Source organism: Actinoallomurus sp. NPDC050550, assembly GCF_040655075.1.
Taxonomy (GTDB): domain Bacteria; phylum Actinomycetota; class Actinomycetes; order Streptosporangiales; family Streptosporangiaceae; genus Actinoallomurus.
Window position 1 is genome coordinate 50,240 of sequence record NZ_JBFAJC010000050.1, and the last position, 21,856, is coordinate 72,095.

A 21,856-nucleotide genomic window follows, 5' to 3' on the forward strand; every position below is an offset into this window, starting at 1 on the left:
GGGCTGCACGCAGTGACCGTTGGTCAGCATCAGCGCCCCATCTTGCGGCCGGGATGCCTGGCCTTGACCGGTGTCTTCAGGTGCATCAACGCCAGGTCCTTGCCGAAGATCCCCCCGGATCGTGGAAATCCGCCATCCGGTAGTAGTGGTCGACCTCGGCGACCTCACCACCGGAGGTGGTGTGCAGCGACCCGATGCGGACCTTCCAGCCACGCGGGACACCCACCTTCGCGTTGGTCGGGTTCGTGCCAGCGCAGTGGCTGGCGGTCAGCACCCATTGCGGCGCAAGGACCTCCACACCGCAGGCGTGCCCGTCCGGACGCGGTGGCGGGGGAAAGATCCCCTGGAACGAGCCCATGAACGAGTAGGGCTGGGTTGATTCGGTGCCGCCCTTGATGGCCTACGCCGGAACGGCGACCAACGGGATCGCGGTCAGCGCGAGTACGACACCAAACAGCAGAGAACGGCTTCGCATACGCCTCATGTTGGACACCGGAGGTATCCGGGCCGCCCCAACACTGTTTCAGTGACCGCTTAGGCCTGTATCAGCTCTGTATCAAGCAGCTCTGTGTAATAGCTCGTTTCCGATGACCACACGTGCGCGGGCCGATCGGCCCAAATCGGCCGCGACAGCGGCCATCGCGGCACCGCCGCGCCCAGCGTATTCGCCAGGCGTGCTACCGAGATACCCCCTCACAAGGACCGTCAATGGGGTGGTTGGCCAGTGAGCCAGGTTCTGAAGTCGAGGAGTTGGGGGTGGCGGATGCGTAGCTCGGGAATGTCGGCCTTGTAGCCGGATTCGGCGAACCAGAAGAACATGCGGGCTTCGGGGCCCATTAGGCGGAGCAGAGTCTTAGGGAGCGTCACATAGCGTTTGCCGGTGGCGTCGGCGATCTGCGGGACGGTGAGCTCGTCGCCCGCCAGTTCGAGGGCCCGACCAAGGTAGTCGTCGGGGTCGGCGAAGGCCAGGGCGGCGAAGATGCCGATGTCGCGGACGGCGATCATTTGGAGGGTACGGTCGCGGCCGAGGGTGGCCGCCATCATGCTGAGGCCGATCTGGGCGGCTCCGCGCATTGTGAACCCCTCCATGTAGCTGGCGGGACGCAGGATCGTTGCGGGGACGTCCAGCGTGTTCAAATGTTGTTCGATCTGCCACTTGCTGTCGAAGTGCGGAATGCCCCGGACCCGGTCGACGCCGCCGACCGAGGAGTAGACCAGGTGGGACACTCCGGCCTTGGCAGCAGCGTCGGCCAGCGCGATGCCCTGGGCGGCCTCACGCCGACCACGTCCCTGGACGCTGAAGACGCCGTGCACGCCTCGCATCGGTGCGGTCAGGGACACGGGCTCGTCCAGATCGCCGGCGACCACTTCGACCCCCTTGGCCTTGAGGGACGTGGCCCGTTCCGGCTGGCGGACCAGCGCGCGCACGTCCCAGCGGCCATCCGCGAGCAAAGCGTCGACGACCGCTCCGCCCTGGTTCCCGGTGGCCCCGGTCACGAGGATCCGTTCCATAGTTACCTCCTTGATAGTTACCGCCTTCACTATATAGGTGTTCACTTTATTCGGCTAGAATGATCGTCATGCCGTCAGAACCCGGCCAGGTCACCGCCGCCGAACTGGGCGAACTACTCCAGCGCGCCGCGCACGTCTTCGCCCGCCGCGGCATCGCTGCATTCGCCGAACACGATCTGTCGCCAGCCAGAGTCCGCCTGATCGTGACCGTCGGCGAGAGCCCGAGCATCAAGATGTCGGAGCTGGCCACCCGGCTGGCCGTGACCAACCGTGCCATCACCCCGCTGGCCGACGGGCTGGAGGCCGAGGGGCTGCTCGTTCGCGAAGCCGACCCCACCGACCGGCGAGCCTTCCGCCTCACGTTGACCGATCGAGGTCAGGACGTGCGGCAGACCATCTCGGCGCTCCAGCAGTCCGTCAGCGATCACATCTTCGGCGCAATCCCCCAGCCCGACCGCGACCACCTCGCCAGACTTCTGCGCGCGTTCCTCACCTGAGCCATGACCAGGCTTCTCACCGCCTGACCGTGCTCACGCGGCTCGACCAGGCCACCCGTCTACACGCGGGCGGGGATTGTGGTTCCTCTTGCCGGAGAAAAGGAGCCGCCGATGTGACCGTCCGGATTGCCGGTGAGGGGCGTGTCCAGTTAACGGTTCTGTCGCTCTGACCGTGCAGTCCCGGCGCACCCTACCCGGTCTTCTGCTCAGGTCCGGCGCAGGAGGCCGTTGACCAGATCGTCGAAGAGCGCGGCGAGTTCGTCGTCGGTGATGGCGTCGGGGCGGGTCAGCACCAGGTGTCCGAAGTGCTCGGCGGCGGCGACCACGGCGTGAGCCGTCCAGAGGTGATGTCGGGCGGTGGCGGCGTCCAGGTCGCGGCCCCTGCCGATGAAGTCGGCGAGGGCTTTGCGTACGACCTCGCGACCCTGCTCGATCCGGTCGAGGACGGGCGCTGGTGTCTGCGCGCCGGTACTCAGGACGGGCGTCCATGTCTGCGGGTTCTCGCGTACGGCCCGTGCCCATGCGCGGGCGATGTCTCCTGCGAGGTGCTTCGAGGTGAGGCGACGCGGATCCTGCGGGAAGGCGGCCAGGAGCTGGGTGACGGCATCACTCTGGGTCCGGTCGAGGAGCGCGGTGAGCAGGAGTGAGAGATTGGCGTAGGCGCTGTAGACGACCGGCTTGGTGACCCCTGCCTCCTGGGCGATCGCCTCGATGGTGAGGCCGGCGTACCCCTCGCGGACGATGAGCGCGAGTGCCGCGTCGAGCAGCTGCCGGCGGCGCTGCTCGAGGGGCATCCGGGGTGCGTACGCGCGTCGCTGTCGTCGCGTGCCCACCTCTGCCTCCTTCGTCACGCCGGACAGGGTAGCGGCCTTTGGAACGGGTGCCCCTTGACAATTACTACCGTCACGTAGCAATTTACTACGAAGCAGTAGTAAATGCGCCCACAGGGGACCCATGAAGCTGAACGCTCGCTCGTTGATGTTGCTGCCCGTCCTTGCGCTGGTGCTCGCGTCCGTTTCCGAGGCGCCCGCTCGATCGGCCTCGGCACCGCTTACCGACAGCTGGAAACCGCGACCCGCGCAGTGGCACAACACCGTGACGCGCAAGGACCTGGCGATCCGGATGAGTGACGGGAAGATCTTGCGCGGTGACCTCACGCTCCCGGCGACCGCCGACGGCAAGGTCGTGAAGCAGAAGCTGCCCGTGCTGGTGACGATCACGCCGTACAACAAGCGGCTGCCGATCGGCACCAACAGTGGCGCTCTCCTCGGCACCAACGTCCCTGCTGACTACTTCGTCGACCGTGGCTATGCGGAGCTCTGGGTCGACGCGCGTGGCACGGGCAGCTCCGAGGGCCGATGGTCTGCGTTCAGCGAGAGGGAGAACAAGGACGCTGGCGAGGTCGTGACCTGGGCGCACAGGCAGCCATGGAGCGACGGCAAGGTGGGCATGCAGGGCGGTTCCTACCTCGGCATCGAGCAACTCTTCGCTGCCGAGCAGCAGCCGCCCGGGCTGAAGGCGATCTTCCCGACGGTGCCGGCCGCCGATCCCTACCGCGACGTCACCGCCGCGGGCGGGGAGATGGACGCAGGTTTCCTGCCGCAGTGGTTCATGCTCGTCTCCGCGGCCGGCGCGATTCCCCCCGCGTTCAGCCTCAAGGAGCCGAAGTCGGCCCTGACCATGGCGGTCGACCACATCGCCGGCGGCGTCGGCGGCACCCTGCCGGAGGTGCTTTCGGGAGTGTTGGGCGGGGATGTGGCGTACGACGGCCCGTACTGGGCGGAGCGCAAGCCGATCACGCGCATCGACAAGGTGAAGGTCCCGACGTTCATCATCGGCGGTGAGTACGACATCTTCCAGCGCGGTGAGCCCCTGCTCTTCGAGGGAATCCAGCGCAACGGGACACCCGTGAAGTTCATCGATGGGCCGTGGAACCACCTTCAGGCAGGGTCGGGCAAGGGCAAGGAGTTCGGCGCCGCCGGCTACGGGTCGCTGGCCCAGCTCGAGCTGCGCTGGTTCGACCACTGGATCAAGGGGCAGGACACCGACCTGGACCAGATCGCGCCGGTGACCTACTACGAGCAGGGCACTGGACGATGGGTGCGGAAGCAGAAGTGGATCGCGAGCGACCTGTCCGCGAAGACCTTCAAGCTCTCCGGGTCCTCGACCGCCGCGGTCAAGTCCGGTGGCCTGACCACCGGAACCTCGGCCTTGGGGAGGTCGACACTCCAGCCGCTACCGGTCAGTGGCCTGTGCACGCGCTCGACCGACCAATGGACCGGCGGCCTGGCGAGCGCGGTGCTCAAAGACCTGCCGTGCTGGACCGACAACCGGCTCAACGATGCCACCGGACTCACCTTCGACTCCGCGCCTGCGACGAAGACGCTGCGCTTCCAGGGGCCGATCAACGCCCACCTGTACGTCTCGACCAGCACCGGCGACGGCATGCTGTCGCTGGCGGTCGAGGACGTCGCGCCCGACGGCAGCGTCCACCGGATCACCGGCGGCTGGGAGAGCATCTCCCAGCGGGCGCTGGACAAGAAGAAGTCACGCTACCTGGACGGCAAGATGATCCAGCCCTGGCACCCGTTCCTGAAGTCGACGAAGAAGGACCTGACGCCGGGCACGATCGCGCCGGTGGACGTGGAGATCTTCCCGACAGGTGCGGCCATCAGGCCCGGGCACCGACTGCGGCTGGCGGTCGAGGGCTTCGACGTACCTCACCTGGCGCCGCAGCTGGACGGCGGCGTCAAGACGCTCGGGCCGATGACGATCTACACCGGCGGCGATCACCCGTCGTCGGTGACGATGCCGGTGCGGGAGTAGCCGTCTGGCTCAGTCGCCGCTGTAGCGGTACCAGCCCTCGCCGGACTTACGGCCGAGCTTGCCCGCGTCGACATACTTCTGGAGCAGGTCGACCACGAAACGCGGGAAAAGCGCCGGGATAAACCACAAGGCCGGTGCGTGAGCACGGGTCCTATTCATCGGCCAGCCCTCACGACAATTATGAGAGCTTCGCCTCGCTCCATTTGTTCAGCGGCCGGCTCTTGAATCGAGTGAGGGTGTGACCGGGCACGGTACGTGACGGTCACAGCCGATGAAGATGCTCCCATGATCAGACCGGTGCCGGCGCGAAATATGATTCATCCGCACCTTCCACAGGCCGAATAGACGATAGAATTACGTCTCATGATGTTTCATCCGATTGAGAGCGTTCCAGCGGTTCGGCTGGCCCACATGCTCGGCAAGACCGAGCGGGTCAGATCGACGACCTACCACTACATGACCTACCCGATCAACAGCCCTCGACCGGCCGATGGCGTCGCGACCGTCCGCGCATACTGCGGCAACTGCGACACCACCGTGCTGGTCACCATCCCCTCCGCAGGGGAGATGCAGAAGCTGCGGTTGCGTCGGCTCGCCGTCGCGATGCCCGGCCTGATTTTCGGCATCGCGATGATTGCCGCGTACAACAGCTCGATCGGCGGCGGAAACGGGTTGTGGGTGCTCTTCGGCATCATCGGCTTCATCGTCGCGCTCGTCGCGTTCAGCATGTGGTGGAGCGACCACGGGGTCCGGGTCTCCAAGAGCGAGCCGGTGGTATCACAAGGTATGCACTCGGTCCGAACCCGTCAGCCGGATAGGACCAACGCCCGCTCCTGACCCGGTCGACACAACCGTGCCGCTCGAATATTCATAGAATGCGTATGCCGGGTTTTTGAGTTGCTCGAGACAGGAGGATTCAGGCGCAGCTACACCCTCGTTTGTGAAGAGCCGCTAAACCGACGGACTCTCGGCGACGTGAGGCCGGGCGAGCGCACTTGGATCACCACCGTGACCTTTCCCCTGGCCCCCTCATGACCTTGCGTGTCCTGGTCGCCGACGACCACGCCATGTTCCGCTCAGGTCTGCGCGCCGTCCTGGACACCCAGCCCGACCTCGCATGCGTGGGAGAGGCGTCGGACGGCCGGACCGCCGTGAGCGACGTGCTCCGGCTGCGTCCCGACGTCGCGATCATCGACATCCGCATGCCTCGGCTCGACGGCCTGCGCGCCACGGAGGCGATCCTCGCCGACCCGGCCAACACCACCAAGGTGATCCTGCTGACCACCTATGACTGTTCCACCACTCGGGTGCCAAAGACCGGGCGCCCGGTCCGGACCCCGAGCGGGGCAGTTACGCGTCGTTCGCCTCGTTCGCGGACCCGGACGGCAACGGCTGGACGCTGCAGGAAATCACGGAACGCCTGCCAGGCCGGTAACGCCGCTCGGATCCGAGCTGGCAGCTGACGGGAGAGAAGCCCATGCCTGTGACATTCGCTTCGGCGTTCGACGGGACTGCGGGCCGGCGCGCGGGCCGGCCTGCGCACCGCTCCGATCGGGTCACCTCCGCTCCGACAGGCGCTGGAAGTTCCGGCCTCTGACGTGCAAGGAAACAGGTCCCGGCCCAAGCCCTCCTGTTCTTTGACTCCCCCTGCCCAGCCACCTATGTTCCAATAGCCGACCGGTCGACTAATGACGGCGTCGGTTGCTATATCCCCCGATCCGATGCGAAGGCAGAACACAGTATGCGTAAAACCACTCTGGGCACCCACGGACCAGCGGTAGGCGTCATCGGCCTGGGCGCCATGGGGATGAGCTTCGCCTACGACATGGCCGCCCCGCGTGACGAAGTCACCTCCATCTCCGTCATCCACCAGGCCCTCGACCTGGGCATGACGTTGATCGACACCGCTGACGTCTATGGTCCCTACACCAACGAGGAACTCGTCGGCCGGGCCCTGGCCGGCCGCCGCGACCGTGCGGTGATCGCCACCAAGGTCGGCCTGGAGGCCATCGATCCCACCGGTGGCCCCGGCGGTTCCCCGCTGGTCAGGCCCAATGGCCGGCCCGAGCATGTCCGTGCCGCCATCGACGCCAGCCTGCGCCGCCTGGGCACCGACCATGTCGACCTCTACCAGCTCCACCGCGTCGACCCCGAGGTCCCGATCGAGGAGACCTGGGGTGCCATGGCCGAGGCGGTCGCGACCGGCAAGGCCCGCTACCTGGGCCTGTCCGAGGTCACTGTCGAGCAGATCCAGCGCGCCCAGGCCGTGCACCAGGTCACCACCGTGCAGTCGGAGTTCTCCCTGTGGACCCGCGACGTCCAGGCCGAGGTCCTGCCCTACTCCCAGCAGCACGGCATCGGCCTCCTGCCGTACTCGCCTCTGGGCCGCGGCTTCCTCGTCGGTCGCTTCGCCTCCTTCGACGAACTGCCGCAAAACGACCAGCGGCGACGTCTGCCGCGCTTCCAGCAAGACAACCTGCGAGCCAACCTCGACATCGCGACGAAGGTCCGCGAAGTCGCCGTACGGATCGGCGCCACCCCTGCGCAGGTCGCCCTCGCCTGGCTCGTCGCCCAGGGCCCGCACGTCGTCCCCATCCCCGGCACCAAGACCCCGAAATACCTCGCCGACAACGCAGGGGCCGCAGACGTCCGGCTGTCTCCGGAAGACCTCGCCGCCCTCGACGCCATCCCGGCCCCCGTCGGCGCCCGGTACTGACCGCCTGCTCATAATTGGCTCCTGATTCACTCAGTGTTCCGGTTTGGCGGCCCACAATTCCCAGGCGATGCCGTCGGGGTCGGGCACGGAGACGAATTCCGCATAACCGGTGTCCCGTACCGGTGAACGGGACACCCCGAGTGCGTCCAGGTGCCGGGTCCAGCCGTCCAGGGCGGCCCGGTCGGGAACGGTGAGTGGCCGATTCGGTCGTGGGGCAGGCGCTGTCGCGGTCGTCACTTCGTGCGCAGCGGGGCCAGGGCGTTGGCCCAGGCGACGACCTGGTCGATCATGGTGTTCAGGGCGTCGATCTGGTCGTCGTTGGGCTTGAACTCGCTCCAGTTCACGAAGTCGTGGACGAGGGACAGGGCGACCTGGGAGCGAACGTCGGCCATGTGGAGCTCGCCGACGATCAGACGAAGGTGCTCGACCGCGCGGGTGCCGCCGAGGGAGCCGTAGCTGACGAAGCCGACGGCCTTGTTGTTCCACTCCGCGAAGAGGTAGTCGAGGGCGTTCTTCAGCACCCCCGTCGTGGAGTGGTTATATTCCGGCGTCACCATGATGAAGCCGTCGTACGAGGCGATCGTGGAGGCCCAGTTCCGCGTGTGCGCCTGGGCGTACTGGGCCATCATCGGCGGAACGGCCTCGTCCAGGTGCGGAAGCGGGTAGTCGAGCAGGTCGATCAGCTCGAACTCGGCGTCACTGCGCTGCTCGGCCACGTCGTGGACCCAGCGGGCCACGGCCTCGCCGTTGCGGCCGGGGCGCGTGCTTCCGAGGATTATGCCGATCTTGGTCATGCCAAAGCCTTTCGATGCGGGTCCAGGACCCGGGGATATTCGTGCAGCGTCAGGCGACGCTCGGGCGGCGGGATTCGGCCGCCCGGTTAAGGCGAAGGTGAGGGACCGGGTTTCAGTGGCCCGCGCTCATGCCGCCGTCGACGTGGAGGATCTCGCCGGTGACGAACGGGGCGTTCTCCAGGTAGATCACCGCGTCCACGATGTCGCTCTGCTCGCCCATCCGGCCGACCGGGTGCAGGGCGGCGAGGAACTCGTGGGCCTCCTCGGGGTGCATGGGGGTCTTGATGGTGCCCGGGGAGACGGCGTTGGCGCGGATGCCGCGGGTGGCGTACTCGATGGCGAGGGACTTGGTGGCGGACTGCAGTCCGCCCTTGGTCAGTGAGGCCAGGACGGAGGGGACGCGGGCGTCGGCGTTGTCGACCAGGCTCGTGGTGATGTTGACGATGTGACCGCCACCCTGGGCGAGCATGCGCTCGACGGCCAGCTGGGTGATGCGGAAGAAGCCGGCGAGGTTCACACCGGTCACGGCGGCGTAGTCGTCCTCGGTGTAGTCGGTGAAGGGCTTGGCCACGAAGATCCCGGCGTTGTTGACCAGGGTGTCGATACGTCCGAAGCGTTCGACGGCGGTGGCGATGACGCGTTCGGCGGTGGCGGGGTCGGCGATGTCGCCCTGGACGGTCACGACGTCCACGTCGCCGGCGGGGGCGATCGTACGGGAGGTGGCGACGACGGCGTGGCCGAGCTTGCGGTACGCCTCGACCAGCCCGGCGCCGATGCCCTGCGATGCGCCGGTGATGACTGCGACCTTCTGGTTCTGAGAGTTCATGATGACCTTCGTCGAGATGAGGGCGGACGTTGCGCCGACCGTTGATAGTCGGTCGGTCGACTATTCGCAGTAAATGCACTTGGGCCTGGCGAAGTCAAAGGTCAAGGGGGGTCCGGACGGGACCGGGTTCCTCCTACTTGGTAGGAGATGGCTCCCAGTACAGGTCAGTGCGGTGGGGGGACGCGTGGAGGGGAGAGAGGAGGGCCGGGGCTACTGCAAGGAGCGTGGGCCGCGGTCGGTGAGAGCGCCGGGCTCTCACAAGGGAGGCAATCGGTCGTGGCGCGGCTCAGGGGACCGGCGGACGATGTTGACACGGCGGTCCCTACGCGAAGCGACCGCGCCCTTTAGCGTCGGAGCGGCATCATGCGAGAGTTTCTGGTGGAGATCACCACGACGGTTCCGGAGGGGACCGGTCAGGAGGAGGTCGCCCGGCAGCGGGCGGCGGAGGCGGTGCGGGCCGGGGAGTTGGCGGCGACCGGTCATCTGGCGCGGTTGTGGCGTCCGGTCGGTGAGTTGCGCACGCACCACGCGATGCGCCCCGCCGCGGTCGCGGTGGGGCGTCACAAAGGCGCAGGGCACGCCCGCGTGGCTGCTGCCCGACCCCGCGATCTCCGCCCCGATCGTGGGCACCCTCGGGAAGAGCCGTTCTCTGCGGTGCGCTCTGCTCTCTCGCGCACCGTCAGGCGTCTACCGCCGGCGCTTCCGGCACATGGACATCGAGCAGCGCCAGGCAGTTCGTCCACAGCGTGCCCAGCAGCCGAGCGTCGTTGTAGAGCTTGGCGAACAGCACCTGGCCCTCCAGTTGGGCGACGACCGAGCGAGCGGCCTCACGGACGTCGGTCACGCCGAGCTCGCCGCGGGCCAGCGCCTCGGCGATGACCGCCTCGACCATGTCCACCTGCGCGTCGAAGATCTGTTGCAAGCGTTCGCGGACCGCCTCGGTCTGGTTGCTGATCTCCAGACTGAGATTGCCGAAGATGCAGCCCGAGACGGTACCGCAGTCCTGCTGGCCGGCGAGCTGCGCGGCCTCGGTCTCCTCGAACAGGCGGCGCAGTCGCGGGAGGGGTTCCGCCGTCGTGTCGGTCAGCACGCGTGTCCAGTCCCGCCGCTGGGCGGCCCAGCGCTCGTCGAGGACGGCCAGGGCCAGGGCCTCCTTGGACTCGAAGAAGTAGTAGAAGCTGCCCTTGGGCACGCCCGCGGTCTTGCAGATCTCGGCCACACCCGGCGCCGAGTAGCCGCGCAGCTCAATGAGCGACTGTGCCGCGTCGAGGATCTTCCGCCTGGCGTCACTGGTTCGTCCCATACCAGTAATATACGACCGGTCGTCTACCATTACTAGACCGGCCGTCTACAAACATTGCAACCCGCGCTTGAAAGGAAGTCGCACGATGAGTCACCCGATGCACGCCGCGCTCGCCGGCTGGAAGGCCGCCTTCGACGGTCATGACCCCGACGCCATGGCCGAACTGTTCACCACCGACGCCCTCTTCCAGGGCTTCGGGCCCGAGCCCACCGTCGGCCGCGACGCCGTGCGCGCCTACTACAAGGCCGTCCCCCTCGATCGCACGGCGGAGGGGAAGGTTCTACACACGTACACCGTCGGCGAGGATGTGGCCGGCGGCTTCGCCGACGTCACCATTCGGAATCCCGAGGGCTGGCAGTCCCACGTGTACATGTCGCTCGTCCTGGTACGAGAAGGGACGACATGGCGGATCAACCACTACCACGTCTCGCCCGTCATGACGGAGTCCTGAGCAGCCGACCTCCGCCGCGCGGGCCGAGGCCAGAGTTCGGGTTGTCTACTCCCCGCCGGAGGCGGGGCGGTACGGGAACCGCGTCACCCAATGCGGGAGGTCGCGTTCGACGTCACTTCGCTGCTGGAGTCCCGCCTCGAACAGATGCCTCGCGATGTACTGCTGGGCCGGACGGTTCACCGCGGCCCGGAAAGCATCCATCTGGTCCTTGTACTCGGCCTCGGGTCGCTGCGTGGCGAGGTTGACGAAGTGCTTGATGTCCCTGATCGTCTGCAGGTCGAAGGAGGCGACGCGGGACGCGAACGCGTCGACGAAGCCGTCGAGGTCGCCGTCGGGCAGGGCCCGATTCACGTACCCGTACATTTCGGCGAGCGCTCCGTCGTAGTCGAGCCCGCCAAAGAGGATCTCGAAGGTCCGGCCCCGCCCGACCAGACCAGGCAGACGTGAGGAGGGTCCGCCACCCGGGATGGCTGCCATGCCGATCTCAAACTGACCGACGATGGCCCTCTCGCGGCTGGCGAAGCGGATGTCGGTGGCGAGGAGGAATTCGCTTCCCGCGCCGCGTGCCCTGCCCCTGATGGAGGAGATGGTCGCCACGGGGAGGGAGCTGAGACGGGCCAGCAGCGCCGTCCACGGGTGGACCTCCTCCGGGTGGGCCAGGACGTGCTTCACCTCGTCACTGTCGGACAGGTCGTAGTGAGCCAGGTAGAAGTCGGGATCGGCGCTGTCGAAGACGATGACCGCGAGACTGTCACTCGCCTCGACGCGCGCGAACAGGGCATTCAACTCGCTCGTCATCGTCGCGTCGACGAGATTGACGCCGATGGGGGTCTCGTGAAGTACAAACTGACCGCGAAGCAAAGCCGGAATACCCTCGTGGTCTCGGCCGGCTTCCTGGTCGCGGGCTCGTTTGTGCTGTGGTGGGTGACGGCGCTAGTCTCCGAAAGAGTTTCGGGCGGATGAGCGGGGTGCACTGGCGTGAGTACGGAGGGGAAGGCGCAGCGGGACGCGCAGTACGGGCTGCTGACCACCATCGCCGGCGAGGCGGGGGTGTCGCTGTCGACGGTGTCGAAGGTGGTGCACGGTCGGCGGGATGTTTCGGCGGTCACCCGGGCCAGGGTCGAGGAGTTGCTGGCGCGGCATGGCTATCTGCGGCCGTGGGAGTCCGGGAAACGCCGGCCGACGCAGGTGATGGCGGTGTTCCGTGATCTGTCCGGCCCTTACACCCTGGAGATCACCCGCGGGATCGTGGAGGCCGCCGCCGAGATCGGGGTGGACGTCGTCCTGGGCACGACGGGGCGGCGGTCGATCTCGCAGTGGCTGGAGGAGTGCGTCGCCCTGGGTGCCGAAGGTCTGATCATCGTGATCTCGATGCTGACCGAGCAGGACCAGCGCCGGATCGTCGAGCGGAAGCTGCCCGTCGTGCTGATCGATCCGTTGCACGCGCCGTCGCCCGACATCCCCAGCATCGGCGTGACGAACTGGAACGGCGCGCGCGCCGCCGTGCAGCATCTACTGGAGCTGGGGCACACCCGGATCGGCATGGTCGCCGGCCGCTCGCACTCGCTGGCCGGGGCGGCGCGCCTGCACGGTTACCGGGCGGCGCTCGAGGAGGCCGGGCTGGCCTACGACCCGGTGATCGTGCAGTCGACCGACTTCGACTACGACGAGGCGCTCGCCGCGACCCCGCAGATCCTCGACGCGGACCCGCGGCCGACCGCCATCTTCGCCGCCAGCGATGCCCAGGCCCTCGGCGTCCTGGAGGCGGCCCGGCGTCACGGCGTCGCGGTTCCCCGCGAGCTGTCGGTCATGTCGTTCGACGACACGCTGGTGGCGGCGATGGCCAGCCCGCCGCTGAGCGCGGTGCGCCAGCCCTTCCAGCAGCTCGGGCAGGAGGCGGTGCGGATCCTCATGCAGTTGGCCGACGGCCGGGCGCCCGCCTCCCCGCGGATCGAGCTGGCCACCGAACTCGTGTTGCGAGACTCGACCAGCCCGCGGTAACGCCGAAACTCTTTCGACATCGGCCGGTGACATTCGACACAGGCTCTCGAATACTTGTCGCGCAGTACCCCGCCCCTGGCGAAAGGAAAAGACGTGCGCGCGATCCAAAGACGTCTCGTCGGCCTGACCATCGCCCTGGCAATGGCGCTCATCTCATTTGCCGTGACACCCGCGGCCCATGCCTATGGCCCGTCCGTGCTTTATCAGCCCCCTTCCGGCGCGCAGGATTATGGCGCGCTCTATCCGAAGACGGTGGAGCTGCACCACAACGGCTCGCTGAACGGCTCGCTGCTCGCGACGTTCGAGCAGCCGGCGACCACGCCGGTCTTCCCCATCTACCGCAGCACCGACAACGGCGCGACGTGGGCGCGGATCAGCTCCGTCGCCGACACCGTCAACGGCTGGGGCAACCGCAACGGCGCCTTCCTGTACGAGCTGCCGCAGGCGATCGGGAGCATGCCGGCCGGCACCATCCTGTGCGTCGGGCTGTCGGCCCCTTCCGACAAGTCGGCCGAGCGGATGGAGATGTACAAGAGCAACGACGGCGGCCTCACCTGGACGTACGTCAGCAGGATCGCGACCAGCGGCGGCTACACCACGACGCCGATCTGGGAGCCGTTCGTCATGGTCGCCCGCAACAAGCTGATCGTCTACTACTCCGACGAGCGCGACAAGGCGAACAACAACCAGCGGATCGTGCACCAGACCAGCACCGACGGCGTCACATGGAGCGACGTCGTCAAGGACGTCGCGCCGACCGACAGCAACCTGCGGCCCGGGATGCCGGTGGTGTCCAAGCTGGCCAACGGCAAGTACTTCATGAGCTTCGAAGTGGTCAACCTCTCCGGCACCCCGAACTACTACAAGATCAGTGACGATCCGGAGAGCTGGAGCCCGACCGGCCTCGGCACCAAGCTCGACAGCGGCGGCAGCCCGTACAACGTCGTGCTGCCCGACGGGAAGCTGGTCTACAACTCCTACGGCTCCAGCGACGTCTTGGTCAACACCGCCAACGGGACCGGCACCTGGTACCGGGAGCACACGCCGATCCAGGCCGGTTACAGCCGTACGCTGCAGTACGTCTCCGGGACCGGCCGGGTGCTCATCATGTCCTGCGGCGGCTTCTGGCAGGGCGTGGTGAACACCATCTACTACGCCGACATGGATCTCGGCGACTCGGCGGGCCCGTACTACAAGCTGGTCAACCGCAAGTCCGGCAAGGTGCTCGGCGTGCTCGGCGCAGACCTGGCCGACGGCGCCGATCTGGTCCAGTGGACGGACACCGGCGCGGCCGACCAGGCCTGGCATCTGACGACCGCGAACGGCGTCACCACGCTCGGGAACCGTGGCAGTGGCCGGGTCGCGGGCATCTGGCAGTCCGGCACCGCCGACGGCGCTCAGGCCGTGCAGTGGCTCGGTACCGGAGCCGCCGATCAGCATTGGCAGCTCGTGGCGGTGGGCTCGTACTACAAGCTGGTCAACGCCAACAGCGGCAAAGTGCTCGGCGTACTGGGCGGGTCCACCGCCGACGGCGCCGAGGTCGTGCAGTGGACCGACACCGGCTCCCTCGACCAGCAGTGGCAGGTCGTGCGGGTGAGCTGATCGAGCCGGGCCCGCAGCGGAAACCGCTACGGGCCTCAGTCCCGGACGACCGTGACCGGCACGTGGTGCCGGCGCAGTGCTCCGACGGAACGTACCGACCCGACCAGCTCGACCGCGGCGTGCGCCGGGGTGTCCAGGCTGGACGAACCGGCCCGCAGCAGGATCTGGCCCGGCTCGACGATCCGGAAGCCGTCCAGCCCGGTGAAGGCCAGCCGGTCGGTGTCCACTTCGAAGCGGACCTCGGCCCCGGCACCCGGATCGAGCGCGACCTTCGCGAAGCCGAGCAGCCACCGGACCGGCCGGCTCACCTCGGCCACCGGGTCGCCGGCGTAGAGCTGCACGACCTCCGCGCCGGCCCGCGCACCGGTGTTCCGCACCCGTACGGACGCGGTGAACGCTCCGTCGACCGGCACGTCGGAACGGTCCACAACGAGCCGGTCGATCTCGAAGCTGGTGTAGGACAGGCCGTGTCCGAAGGGGAACGCCGGGGTCGGGTCGAGGTTGGACAGGGCGCTCTGCCGGTCCGCCAGGGGCGGGTGAAGGTAGGTGTACGGCTGGCCGCCCGGGGTGGCCGGGATCTGCACGGGCAGCTTGCCGCTGAAGCCAGCGCGCCCGGACAGCAGCTCGGCGACCGCCCGGCCGCCTTCCTCGCCGGGCAGGAACACCTGCACCATGGCCGCAGCGGCCGGGCGGAACCGGCCCACCGCGTACGGGCGGCCACTGTTGACCACCAGGACGACAGGCCGGCCCGTGGCGAGCACCGCCTCGACCAGTTCCTCCTGGACCCCGGGCAGCCGCAGGTCCTCGACGTCGCAGCCCTCCCCCGAGGTGCCGATGCCGAACATGCCGGGCCGGTCGCCGACCGCCAGCACGACCAGGTCGGCCCGCTCGGCGGCGGCGACCGCGGCGGGAATGCCGGACCGGTCCTGCTCCCGGACCGGGCAGCCGACCGCGTACTCCCATGTGACATCGGGCAGCTCGGCGGCCAGCGCCTCCCGCAGCGACACCGCCTCGACACCGACGTCGGGGTGGTCGGACAGCACGTGGTTGGGGAAGCTGTAGCAGCCGAACATGGTGCGCACGTCGTCGGCGCACGGCCCGACCAGCGCGATCCGCCCGGACGATGGCAGCGGCAGCGTGCCGTCGTTGGACAGCAGCACCGCGCCGCCCTGTGCCACCTCACGGGCCAGCGACCGGTTCGACGGCTTGTCCAGGTCGAGCGTGCCGGCGCGCAGCGCGGGCGGCCGCGGGTCCCAGCCGGGGTCGCACAGGCCGAGCATGATCTTGTGCCGCAGCACCCGCCCGGCCGCTCGGTCGATGTCGTCCTCCGCCACGTCGCCACGGCGTACGGCGTCGACCAAGTGGGGGAAGCCCCGCTGATCGGGCAGCTCGACATCCAGTCCCGCCCGCAGCGCCAGCGCGCCCGCCGCGGCCATGTCCAGCGCGACCTGGTGGGCCGTCACCAGGAACGGGATGGACCAGTAGTCGGAGACCACCGTCCCGGCGAAGCCCCACGTGTCACGCAGCACCGAGGTCAGCAGCCACCGGCTCGCCGCGGGCGCCTCGCCGTCGATCTCGGCGTAGGAGTTCATCACCGACTCCACACCGGCCGCGACCAGCCGTTCGAACGGCGGCAGCACCACGTCGAACAGCTCCCGGCGGCCGATGCGGGCCGGGGCGTGGTTGCGGCCGCCCATCGACACCGAGTACCCGGCAAAATGCTTGAGCGTGGCGAACACCCCTGCCTCTTGCAGGCCCAGGACGTACGCCTCGCCCATCTCGCCGACCACGTAGGGGTCCTCGCCGAAGGTCTCCTCGCAGCGGCCCCACCGGTAGTCGCGGATCACGTCCACCACGGGTGCCAGGCCCTGGTGGACGCCGGCCTCGGCCATGTCGGCGCCGATGGCGCGGCCGACCCGGCCGATCAGTTCGGGGTCGAAGGTCGCCGCCATGCCGAGCGACGTCGGGTAGATCGTCGCGCCGTACGCGGTGAAGCCGGTGAGGCACTCGTCGTGCGCCATCGCCGGGATCCCGAGTCGGCTCTGCGCGACGACCTGCCGCTGGCGCTCGGCCAGTAGCTCGGCGTGCTCGGGGGCCGGCCGGGGCATCGTGCCGTACGGCCTGGTGAGCTGACCCAAGCCGTACCGCGCGGTGTCGGAGAGCTCGCCGACCAGGCCGAACAGGCTGGTGCCCGGAGCCACCTCGGGACCGGCGGGCTCCACGTCTTCCCAGGCGCTGCACAACTGGGCGACCTTCTCCTCCAGGCTCAGCTCGGCGAGCAGCGCCGCCACCCGCTCTTCGACGGGCAGCTCTGGGTCGGCCCAGGCCAAGGTCTGGGCACGGGTCTCAGGGCAGGTCTCATCGCGGTCCGGCGTTGTGGCCGTCATTAATCGCTCCATATGCAGACGGATATGTTCGGTGGAACGGGGGGCTTACTTGGAGAATCCGGCGGTCAGTCCGGCCACCAGCTGCCGGCGGGCCAGCATGTACACGGCGAGCATCGGGAGCGTCGAAAGGACGACCGCGGCCATGGTCGCGGGCACGTCGATGCCGAACTGCCCGCGGTAGAGCGTCAGCGCGAGTGGCAGGACCGCCTTGTCACTGCTCTGGGTAAGGATCAGCGGGAACAGGAAGCCGTTCCACACCTGGAGCCCGTCGTACACCGCGACCGTGATCAGGGCGGGACGGGCCAGCGGAGCGGCGAGCGAGGCCAGCATCCGCCAGTCGCCGGCGCCGTCCATCGCCATCGCCTCGAACAGCGAGCGCGGTACGTCGCGCAGGAAACTGACCAGGATCAGCACGGTGATGGGGACGGCGAAGGCCGCCGAGGGCAGCACGATCGCGAGCAGGCTGTCGTACAGGTGCATCCGGATGATCAGCAGGTAGACCGGGATGATCACTGCCTGCAGTGGGATCGCCAGGCCGAGCAGGAACAGCCGGAAGTACAGCCGGGACCATCGGGTGCCGTGGCGCACGATGACGTACGCCGCGAGGAGCGACGCGCTGATCGTGATCGCGACCGTGGCGGCGGTCACCACGACGCTGTTCAGCAGGTACGTCCCGAACCCGCCCGACAGCACCGCCCGGTAGTTCGACCAGGTCGGGTGGGACGGCGGTGACAGCGGAGGGGCGGTGACGAAGTCGGCCCGATCGCGAAGGCTGGTCACCACCACCCAGTAGATCGGCACGATGACGATCGCCGTCCACAGCAGTGTCGAGGCGCAGGCGAGGGCGCGCCGGAGAGCGGTCACAGGCCCTCCTGCCGGCTGTCCATCCGGGTGAAGCCGGACAGTCGGGTGGTGAGCAGCGACAGCCCGAGGCCGGCCAGCACCAGGATGGTGGCGATCGCGCTCGCCCGGCCCATGTCGTGGGCCTGGAACCCGGTGATGTACATGGCCAGCGGCAGCACCCGGGTGGCCGTGCCGGGGCCTCCGGTACCGCCCGACAGGACGAAGATCAGGTCGAAGTAGGTGAGCGAGCCGACCAGGATCAGCGTCGTCGACGTCACGATCGTGTAGCGCAGCTGCGGCAGGGTGACGTGCCGGAACATCTGGGAACGGGTCGCGCCGTCGAGCGCGGCCGCCTCGTACAGCACGACCGGGATCTGCCGCATCCCGGCCTGGTAGAGCAGCGCGTGGAACGGGATGAACTGCCAGGCGATCACGAAGATCACCGTGTAGAGCGCCAGGCTCTGCGACCCGAGCAGCGGCCGGGCCAGCCAGTGCAGGCCGGGCTCGGACCCGATCCCGAACGAGGGGTCGAGCAGGGCCTGCCAGGTCAGCCCGATCGCCACCGCTGACAGCAGCAGCGGCAGGAAGAACAGTACGGCCAGCACCGACCGGAGGCGGCGGTGCGGCGCCTGGAAAATGCCGAGCGTCAACGCGATCGGGGTCTGGATGAGCCAGCTCACCAGCATGACCTTGACGGTCAGCCACAGGGAGTCCCAGGTGGCGCCGTCGGTCAGCACGCGCCGCCAGTTCGTCAGGCCGGCCCAGCCGACGGAACCCAGGCCGTCCCACTTCGCCAGGCTGAGCACGATGACCCCGATCAGCGGGACCACGCCGAACAGGCCGAAGAGGATCAGCGCGGGAGCCGCCATGACGGCGCCGGTCACCCGGCGCCGTCTCCGCGCGAGAGCATGTGCGGACAATCTCAGCCCGCCTTACTCATGTTCTGGCCGAACTGCTCGGGCGTGATCTGCGCCAGGAACGACTTGTCGACGTTGGTCAGCAGCAGGTCCGACTGTGACGACGACAGGTCCTGATCCCAGGAGAGCTGGAAGGACGGGGCCCGCTGGACCAGGCCGTACACGAACTGCAGCCAGGCCTTGTCCGGCGACGTGGACAGCTTGCTCTCCAGGCCGTTGACCGGGGGCACACTGCCGCTCGCCAGGTAGGCGTCGACCTGAGAGGCGTTCAGGACGTACTGCTTGAGGTACGTCATCGCCTCGGCCTTGTGCCTGGTGGCCGCGTTCACCGACAGGAAGTTCGACGGGTTGCCGACGATGTCCTGCGGGTCGCCCGCACCCCCGCTGATCGTCGGGAACGTCGTGTAACCCAGCTTGCCGCCGGAGATGAAGGCCGGGGACGCCTTGGCGATGTTGCCGTACTCCCAGGTGCCCATCACCTCCATGGCCGCCTTGCCGGTGTAGAGCAGGGCGGTCGAGGCGCCCTGGTCGTAGGCGACCGACGAGGCGTTGCGGCCGAACGCGCCCGCCTTGACCAGGCCCTGCAGGATCTGGTTGGCCTTCGTGACGGACGGGTCGCTCCACGCCGAGCGGTCACCGGACTCGATCTTGGAGAAGACCTGGGAGCCGCCGACGCGGTCCAGCAGGTACTCGACGTACATCAGGGTCGGCCACTTGGAGTTGGCCGCCAGCGAGATCGGCGTGACGCCCTTGGCCTTCAGCTTGACGACCGCGGCCAGCAGCTCGTCGTAGGTCTTCGGCGGCTGCACTCCGGCATCGGCGAGGACCTGCTTGTTGTAGTAGAGGACCACCGGGGCCAGGCCGTTGGCCGGGATGCCGTAGACCTTGCCGCCGAAGGTCGCCGTCTTCAGCACGCTGGGGGTGAACCGGCTCGTATCGACGTCCGCGCTGGTGATCTCATCGACCTTGCCGGCCTTGACGTAGTCGTTCAGCGCCCCGCCGCCCCAGCTGAAGAAGATGTCGGGGGCCTGGTTCGCCCCGAAGGCCACCCGGAGCTTCTGCTTGTAGTCGTCGTTGGCGTACAGCTGGAGAGTGATCTTCTCCTTGGGGTGGTCCTTGTTGTAGGCGTCCACCGACTGCTTGAGGATGGTCTGGTCCGACAGGGCCCACATCGTGAGGCCACCGGACGACGCGGTGCCGGCCGGGCCGGCGCTCCCGCACGCCGTCACCAGGGCGGCCGCCGACACCGACGCGAGGGACGCGACCAGCCGCCGGACACCGGCGATTCGAGGTCTGCGCATCGTGAAGCCTTTCTCATTCGCCCGAAAGCTTTCGGAAGGACCGAAGCATGCGAGCACACTGACACCCAGGTCACCGGCCGGACAAGAACTGGGAATTCAGCAGTTCCGAAAGACTTTCGACCTCTGTGGGGACGGACCCGGCGATGTGCCGGGTCCGTCCCTTGTACGCGTGTGAATTAGAAGCGGGCGGCCGCGAAGGTCGCGGCCTGGCCGGCGTCGGCGCCGTAGCTGAGATGCGCCAGGATGTTGGTCCCGGCGCCGCAGACCGGGTCGCCGGAGGCGCAAAGGTCGAGTGTGCGGGCCTGGTAGGTGCCGGTGACGCTACGGCCGATGGCCCGGATGGGGTTGCCGAAGAGCAGCACGGCCTTGACCTTGGGCTCGATCGTCGCCGGGATCGTTTCGGTGATCGGGCCGCCGACCACCGCGCATCGGCGGAGCGGACTGCTCGGGCAGTACGGCGGCGACCCCGATGGTGCGGGGCGGTTCCCAGCCCGCCGTACGGGCCAGCGCCGCGATGGCCGCCTCGCTCGCGGGTGGATCGGCCACGATCAGGTCACGCAGCCGGGCCCGGTCACGCTCACGGTCCGAGCGGGACTCGTCGGCGAACCCGCGCGCGGCGGCCGCGGAGATCTCGTCCAGGAAGCCGAACAGCATGTCGGTCAGCGCGGCCAGCGTGTCCCTGGACCAGTCCAGCCGATAAGCGTCCGCAGCTCGGGATCGACCCCGCGCAGCGCACCGACGACCAGGCCGCACGTGAGGTTGCCGGCGGCCAGCGGATCGAAGCCCTCCGCCCCGATCGACCACTCCATCCACTGCTGCATGTCCTCAACGCTAGCCATGGCACGCGGTCGAATCGATCTCCTGCGTTCAGGTGAGAAATAGGTGCACTCCCGCCTCCGCGACGTCTGAATCGGTGCTTGCGAATTACCACGTTCGTTCGGTGCGTCTGGACCTGCTCATTGGTTTCCTTGTCCGCACCAGCGTTGGATTCACCAAGGAGACATGCACGTTGTCGAAGAAGAACTGGGCAATCGGCGCGACTGCGGCCGCCGTTGTCTTCGCTTTGTCCGCCACTGCCGTGTCGGCTGCCCAGCCCACCCACACGGCCGAGCAAGCCGCAGCCGTGGCTGGTCACGGTGCGAAGCCGACCGTGGTCCTGATCCATGGCGCGTTCGCCGACGCGTCCGGCTGGGACCGGGAGGTCGCCCAGCTGAAAGCTGGTGGCTATCAGGTGATCGCGCCGGCCGTGCCACTGCGTGGTCTGGCCTCTGACGCCGCATACGTCACCAGCCTGGTGCGCAGCATCAAGGGACCGGTCGTGCTCGTCGGGCACTCCTACGGCGGCGCGGTCGCCACCGAGGTGGCCGCGAACGACCCGAAGCAGATCAAGGCGATCGTCTACGCCGCAGGGTTCATCCCGGCAAAGGGCGAAAACGTGCTGCAGTTGAGCAACAAGTTCCCGGGCTCCCTGCTCAGCCCGGCTACCAGCTACACCGTGAACGTCCCCGGTGGCACCGACCTCTACATCAAGCCCGCGGACTTCCACGCCGCGTTCGCCGCGGACCGTACCCCGGCCCAGGCCGCCGTGGCTGCCGCGACGCAGCGCCCGATCACCCAGGCCGCGGCGGGTGACCCGGCCGCCGCGAGTGTTCCGGCCGGTATCCCGCTGTACGAAATCGTGGCCGGTCAGGACAAGATGATCCCGCCGGCCGCTGAGAGGTTCATGGCGCGACGCGCCCATGCGACCATCTACACGGTGAACTCCGCGCACGACATGCCGGTCTCGCCAACGACGCCACGCTCCCCTCCGACCTGGTCACCTTCGGTGAGGTCGGGCTGGCCGGCGAGGTCCGCGGCGTACAGGCGGCCAAGCGGCGCCT

24 protein-coding genes and 1 pseudogene are annotated in these 21,856 nt (G+C 68.2%); 10 read left to right on the forward strand and 15 right to left on the reverse strand.

Translation table 11 applies throughout. From position 1 onward, the window contains the following. Positions 1-85: 85 nt before the first annotated feature. Positions 86-358 carry a trypsin-like serine protease gene (locus AB0I04_RS42925; RefSeq protein ID WP_360898365.1) on the reverse strand — a complete coding sequence of 91 codons (273 nt, stop codon included), beginning with the start codon at positions 356-358 and terminating at the stop codon, positions 86-88. Positions 359-705: 347 nt separating this feature from the next. Further along, positions 706-1,512: an NmrA/HSCARG family protein gene (locus AB0I04_RS42930; protein WP_360898367.1), complete on the reverse strand. Its 807-nt coding sequence runs from the start codon at positions 1,510-1,512 to the stop codon at positions 706-708. A 68-nt stretch (positions 1,513-1,580) separates the two neighbouring features. Between AB0I04_RS42930 and AB0I04_RS42935 the strand changes: the two genes are divergently transcribed. Continuing rightward, a complete protein-coding gene (locus AB0I04_RS42935) occupies positions 1,581-2,009 on the forward strand; it encodes a MarR family transcriptional regulator (protein WP_360898369.1) in 429 nt (142 codons plus the stop codon). A 206-nt stretch (positions 2,010-2,215) separates the two neighbouring features. On the opposite strand, the gene AB0I04_RS42940 is transcribed toward AB0I04_RS42935, so the two are convergent. Next, a complete protein-coding gene (locus AB0I04_RS42940; RefSeq protein WP_360898371.1) occupies positions 2,216-2,860 on the reverse strand; it encodes a helix-turn-helix domain-containing protein in 645 nt (214 codons plus the stop codon). A gap of 103 nt (positions 2,861-2,963) precedes the next feature. Between AB0I04_RS42940 and AB0I04_RS42945 the strand changes: the two genes are divergently transcribed. Then, positions 2,964-4,835, forward strand: coding sequence for a CocE/NonD family hydrolase (locus tag AB0I04_RS42945; RefSeq protein ID WP_360898373.1), 1,872 nt, complete (start codon positions 2,964-2,966; stop codon positions 4,833-4,835). 9 nt (positions 4,836-4,844) lie between these two features. Here the strand turns inward: AB0I04_RS42945 and AB0I04_RS42950 are convergent, their stop codons facing one another. Continuing rightward, the gene (locus tag AB0I04_RS42950) at positions 4,845-4,964 is read right to left on the reverse strand and encodes a 3-hydroxyacyl-CoA dehydrogenase family protein (protein ID WP_360898375.1); all 120 of its coding nucleotides are present in this window, start codon (positions 4,962-4,964) and stop codon (positions 4,845-4,847) included. 234 nt (positions 4,965-5,198) lie between these two features. Between AB0I04_RS42950 and AB0I04_RS42955 the strand changes: the two genes are divergently transcribed. The 3 genes from AB0I04_RS42955 (at position 5,199) to AB0I04_RS42965 (ending at position 7,551) form a co-directional block, all read left to right on the forward strand. Then, positions 5,199-5,672, forward strand: a complete 474-nt coding sequence (locus AB0I04_RS42955) for a hypothetical protein (protein WP_360898377.1) — start codon at positions 5,199-5,201, stop codon at positions 5,670-5,672. 194 nt (positions 5,673-5,866) lie between these two features. Next, positions 5,867-6,298 (forward strand): response regulator transcription factor, encoded by a 432-nt coding sequence (locus AB0I04_RS42960; RefSeq protein ID WP_360898379.1) that lies wholly within the window; start codon positions 5,867-5,869, stop codon positions 6,296-6,298. A 278-nt stretch (positions 6,299-6,576) separates the two neighbouring features. Further along, the gene (locus AB0I04_RS42965) at positions 6,577-7,551 is read left to right on the forward strand and encodes an aldo/keto reductase (protein ID WP_360898381.1); all 975 of its coding nucleotides are present in this window, start codon (positions 6,577-6,579) and stop codon (positions 7,549-7,551) included. A gap of 30 nt (positions 7,552-7,581) precedes the next feature. On the opposite strand, the gene AB0I04_RS42970 is transcribed toward AB0I04_RS42965, so the two are convergent. The 3 genes from AB0I04_RS42970 to AB0I04_RS42980 form a co-directional block, all read right to left on the reverse strand. Beyond that, on the reverse strand, positions 7,582-7,788 hold the full coding sequence (locus AB0I04_RS42970; RefSeq protein WP_360898383.1) for a hypothetical protein: 207 nt from the start codon (positions 7,786-7,788) through the stop codon (positions 7,582-7,584). Continuing rightward, positions 7,785-8,345, reverse strand: a complete 561-nt coding sequence (locus tag AB0I04_RS42975; protein WP_360898385.1) for an NAD(P)H-dependent oxidoreductase — start codon at positions 8,343-8,345, stop codon at positions 7,785-7,787. Before AB0I04_RS42975 ends, AB0I04_RS42970 begins: the two co-directional genes overlap by 4 nt. A 112-nt stretch (positions 8,346-8,457) precedes the next feature. Further along, positions 8,458-9,171 carry an SDR family oxidoreductase gene (locus tag AB0I04_RS42980; RefSeq protein WP_360898387.1) on the reverse strand — a complete coding sequence of 238 codons (714 nt, stop codon included), beginning with the start codon at positions 9,169-9,171 and terminating at the stop codon, positions 8,458-8,460. Positions 9,172-9,534: 363 nt separating this feature from the next. Here AB0I04_RS42980 and AB0I04_RS42985 point away from each other — a divergent pair. Further along, positions 9,535-9,684: pseudogene (locus AB0I04_RS42985) on the forward strand (muconolactone Delta-isomerase family protein); the annotation flags it as partial. Positions 9,685-9,850: 166 nt separating this feature from the next. On the opposite strand, the gene AB0I04_RS42990 reads toward AB0I04_RS42985, so the two are convergent. Next, the gene (locus tag AB0I04_RS42990; RefSeq protein ID WP_360898389.1) at positions 9,851-10,474 is read right to left on the reverse strand and encodes a TetR/AcrR family transcriptional regulator; all 624 of its coding nucleotides are present in this window, start codon (positions 10,472-10,474) and stop codon (positions 9,851-9,853) included. 85 nt (positions 10,475-10,559) lie between these two features. Here AB0I04_RS42990 and AB0I04_RS42995 point away from each other — a divergent pair, with 85 nt between their 5' ends. Then, complete coding sequence (locus AB0I04_RS42995) at positions 10,560-10,925, forward strand: SgcJ/EcaC family oxidoreductase (protein WP_360898391.1); 366 nt, start codon at positions 10,560-10,562, stop codon at positions 10,923-10,925. Between the two features lie 45 nt (positions 10,926-10,970). Here AB0I04_RS42995 and AB0I04_RS43000 read toward each other — a convergent pair whose 3' ends face one another. Continuing rightward, positions 10,971-11,786 carry an enoyl-CoA hydratase/isomerase family protein gene (locus AB0I04_RS43000; RefSeq protein WP_360898393.1) on the reverse strand — a complete coding sequence of 272 codons (816 nt, stop codon included), beginning with the start codon at positions 11,784-11,786 and terminating at the stop codon, positions 10,971-10,973. A gap of 117 nt (positions 11,787-11,903) precedes the next feature. Here AB0I04_RS43000 and AB0I04_RS43005 point away from each other — a divergent pair, with 117 nt between their 5' ends. Together AB0I04_RS43005 and AB0I04_RS43010 are read left to right on the forward strand one after the other, a co-directional pair. Then, positions 11,904-12,926 (forward strand): LacI family DNA-binding transcriptional regulator, encoded by a 1,023-nt coding sequence (locus tag AB0I04_RS43005; RefSeq protein ID WP_360898395.1) that lies wholly within the window; start codon positions 11,904-11,906, stop codon positions 12,924-12,926. A gap of 93 nt (positions 12,927-13,019) precedes the next feature. Then, positions 13,020-14,528, forward strand: coding sequence for an RICIN domain-containing protein (locus AB0I04_RS43010; RefSeq protein WP_360898397.1), 1,509 nt, complete (start codon positions 13,020-13,022; stop codon positions 14,526-14,528). A gap of 35 nt (positions 14,529-14,563) precedes the next feature. On the opposite strand, the gene AB0I04_RS43015 is transcribed toward AB0I04_RS43010, so the two are convergent. The 6 genes from AB0I04_RS43015 to AB0I04_RS43040 all read right to left on the reverse strand — a co-directional run bounded on the left by AB0I04_RS43015 (position 14,564) and on the right by AB0I04_RS43040 (position 20,797). Next, positions 14,564-16,915: a glycoside hydrolase family 3 N-terminal domain-containing protein gene (locus AB0I04_RS43015; RefSeq protein ID WP_360898399.1), complete on the reverse strand. Its 2,352-nt coding sequence runs from the start codon at positions 16,913-16,915 to the stop codon at positions 14,564-14,566. 45 nt (positions 16,916-16,960) lie between these two features. Next, complete coding sequence (locus AB0I04_RS43020) at positions 16,961-17,779, reverse strand: carbohydrate ABC transporter permease (RefSeq protein ID WP_360898401.1); 819 nt, start codon at positions 17,777-17,779, stop codon at positions 16,961-16,963. Continuing rightward, positions 17,776-18,642, reverse strand: a complete 867-nt coding sequence (locus tag AB0I04_RS43025) for a sugar ABC transporter permease (RefSeq protein WP_360898403.1) — start codon at positions 18,640-18,642, stop codon at positions 17,776-17,778. The genes AB0I04_RS43020 and AB0I04_RS43025 overlap by 4 nt, the downstream gene beginning before the upstream one ends. Before the next feature lie 38 nt (positions 18,643-18,680). Beyond that, positions 18,681-19,976 carry an extracellular solute-binding protein gene (locus AB0I04_RS43030; protein ID WP_360898405.1) on the reverse strand — a complete coding sequence of 432 codons (1,296 nt, stop codon included), beginning with the start codon at positions 19,974-19,976 and terminating at the stop codon, positions 18,681-18,683. 176 nt (positions 19,977-20,152) lie between these two features. Continuing rightward, a complete protein-coding gene (locus AB0I04_RS43035) occupies positions 20,153-20,398 on the reverse strand; it encodes a cutinase family protein (RefSeq protein WP_360898407.1) in 246 nt (81 codons plus the stop codon). 237 nt (positions 20,399-20,635) lie between these two features. Then, positions 20,636-20,797: a hypothetical protein gene (locus AB0I04_RS43040; RefSeq protein ID WP_360898409.1), complete on the reverse strand. Its 162-nt coding sequence runs from the start codon at positions 20,795-20,797 to the stop codon at positions 20,636-20,638. 119 nt (positions 20,798-20,916) lie between these two features. Between AB0I04_RS43040 and AB0I04_RS43045 the strand changes: the two genes are divergently transcribed. Further along, on the forward strand, positions 20,917-21,856 hold a 940-nt coding region (locus AB0I04_RS43045), incomplete at its 3' end, for an alpha/beta hydrolase (RefSeq protein WP_360898411.1).

Excerpts from the sequence above, each read along its gene's own strand:
- AB0I04_RS42935 (WP_360898369.1), top strand. The coding sequence starts at position 1,581 with ATGCCGTCAGAACCCGGCCAGGTCACCGCCGCCGAACTGGGCGAACTA.
- AB0I04_RS42960 (WP_360898379.1), top strand. The coding sequence starts at position 5,867 with ATGACCTTGCGTGTCCTGGTCGCCGACGACCACGCCATGTTCCGCTCA.
- AB0I04_RS42975 (WP_360898385.1), bottom strand. The coding sequence starts at position 8,345 with ATGACCAAGATCGGCATAATCCTCGGAAGCACGCGCCCCGGCCGCAAC.
- AB0I04_RS42995 (WP_360898391.1), top strand. The coding sequence starts at position 10,560 with ATGAGTCACCCGATGCACGCCGCGCTCGCCGGCTGGAAGGCCGCCTTC.
- AB0I04_RS42990 (WP_360898389.1), bottom strand. The coding sequence starts at position 10,474 with ATGGGACGAACCAGTGACGCCAGGCGGAAGATCCTCGACGCGGCACAG.
- AB0I04_RS43040 (WP_360898409.1), bottom strand. The coding sequence starts at position 20,797 with ATGCAGCAGTGGATGGAGTGGTCGATCGGGGCGGAGGGCTTCGATCCG.
- AB0I04_RS42955 (WP_360898377.1), top strand. The coding sequence starts at position 5,199 with ATGATGTTTCATCCGATTGAGAGCGTTCCAGCGGTTCGGCTGGCCCAC.
- AB0I04_RS42980 (WP_360898387.1), bottom strand. The coding sequence starts at position 9,171 with ATGAACTCTCAGAACCAGAAGGTCGCAGTCATCACCGGCGCATCGCAG.
- AB0I04_RS42925 (WP_360898365.1), bottom strand. The coding sequence starts at position 358 with ATGGGCTCGTTCCAGGGGATCTTTCCCCCGCCACCGCGTCCGGACGGG.
- AB0I04_RS42965 (WP_360898381.1), top strand. The coding sequence starts at position 6,577 with ATGCGTAAAACCACTCTGGGCACCCACGGACCAGCGGTAGGCGTCATC.
- AB0I04_RS43015 (WP_360898399.1), bottom strand. The coding sequence starts at position 16,915 with ATGACGGCCACAACGCCGGACCGCGATGAGACCTGCCCTGAGACCCGT.
- AB0I04_RS43030 (WP_360898405.1), bottom strand. The coding sequence starts at position 19,976 with ATGCGCAGACCTCGAATCGCCGGTGTCCGGCGGCTGGTCGCGTCCCTC.
- AB0I04_RS42930 (WP_360898367.1), bottom strand. The coding sequence starts at position 1,512 with ATGGAACGGATCCTCGTGACCGGGGCCACCGGGAACCAGGGCGGAGCG.
- AB0I04_RS42945 (WP_360898373.1), top strand. The coding sequence starts at position 2,964 with ATGAAGCTGAACGCTCGCTCGTTGATGTTGCTGCCCGTCCTTGCGCTG.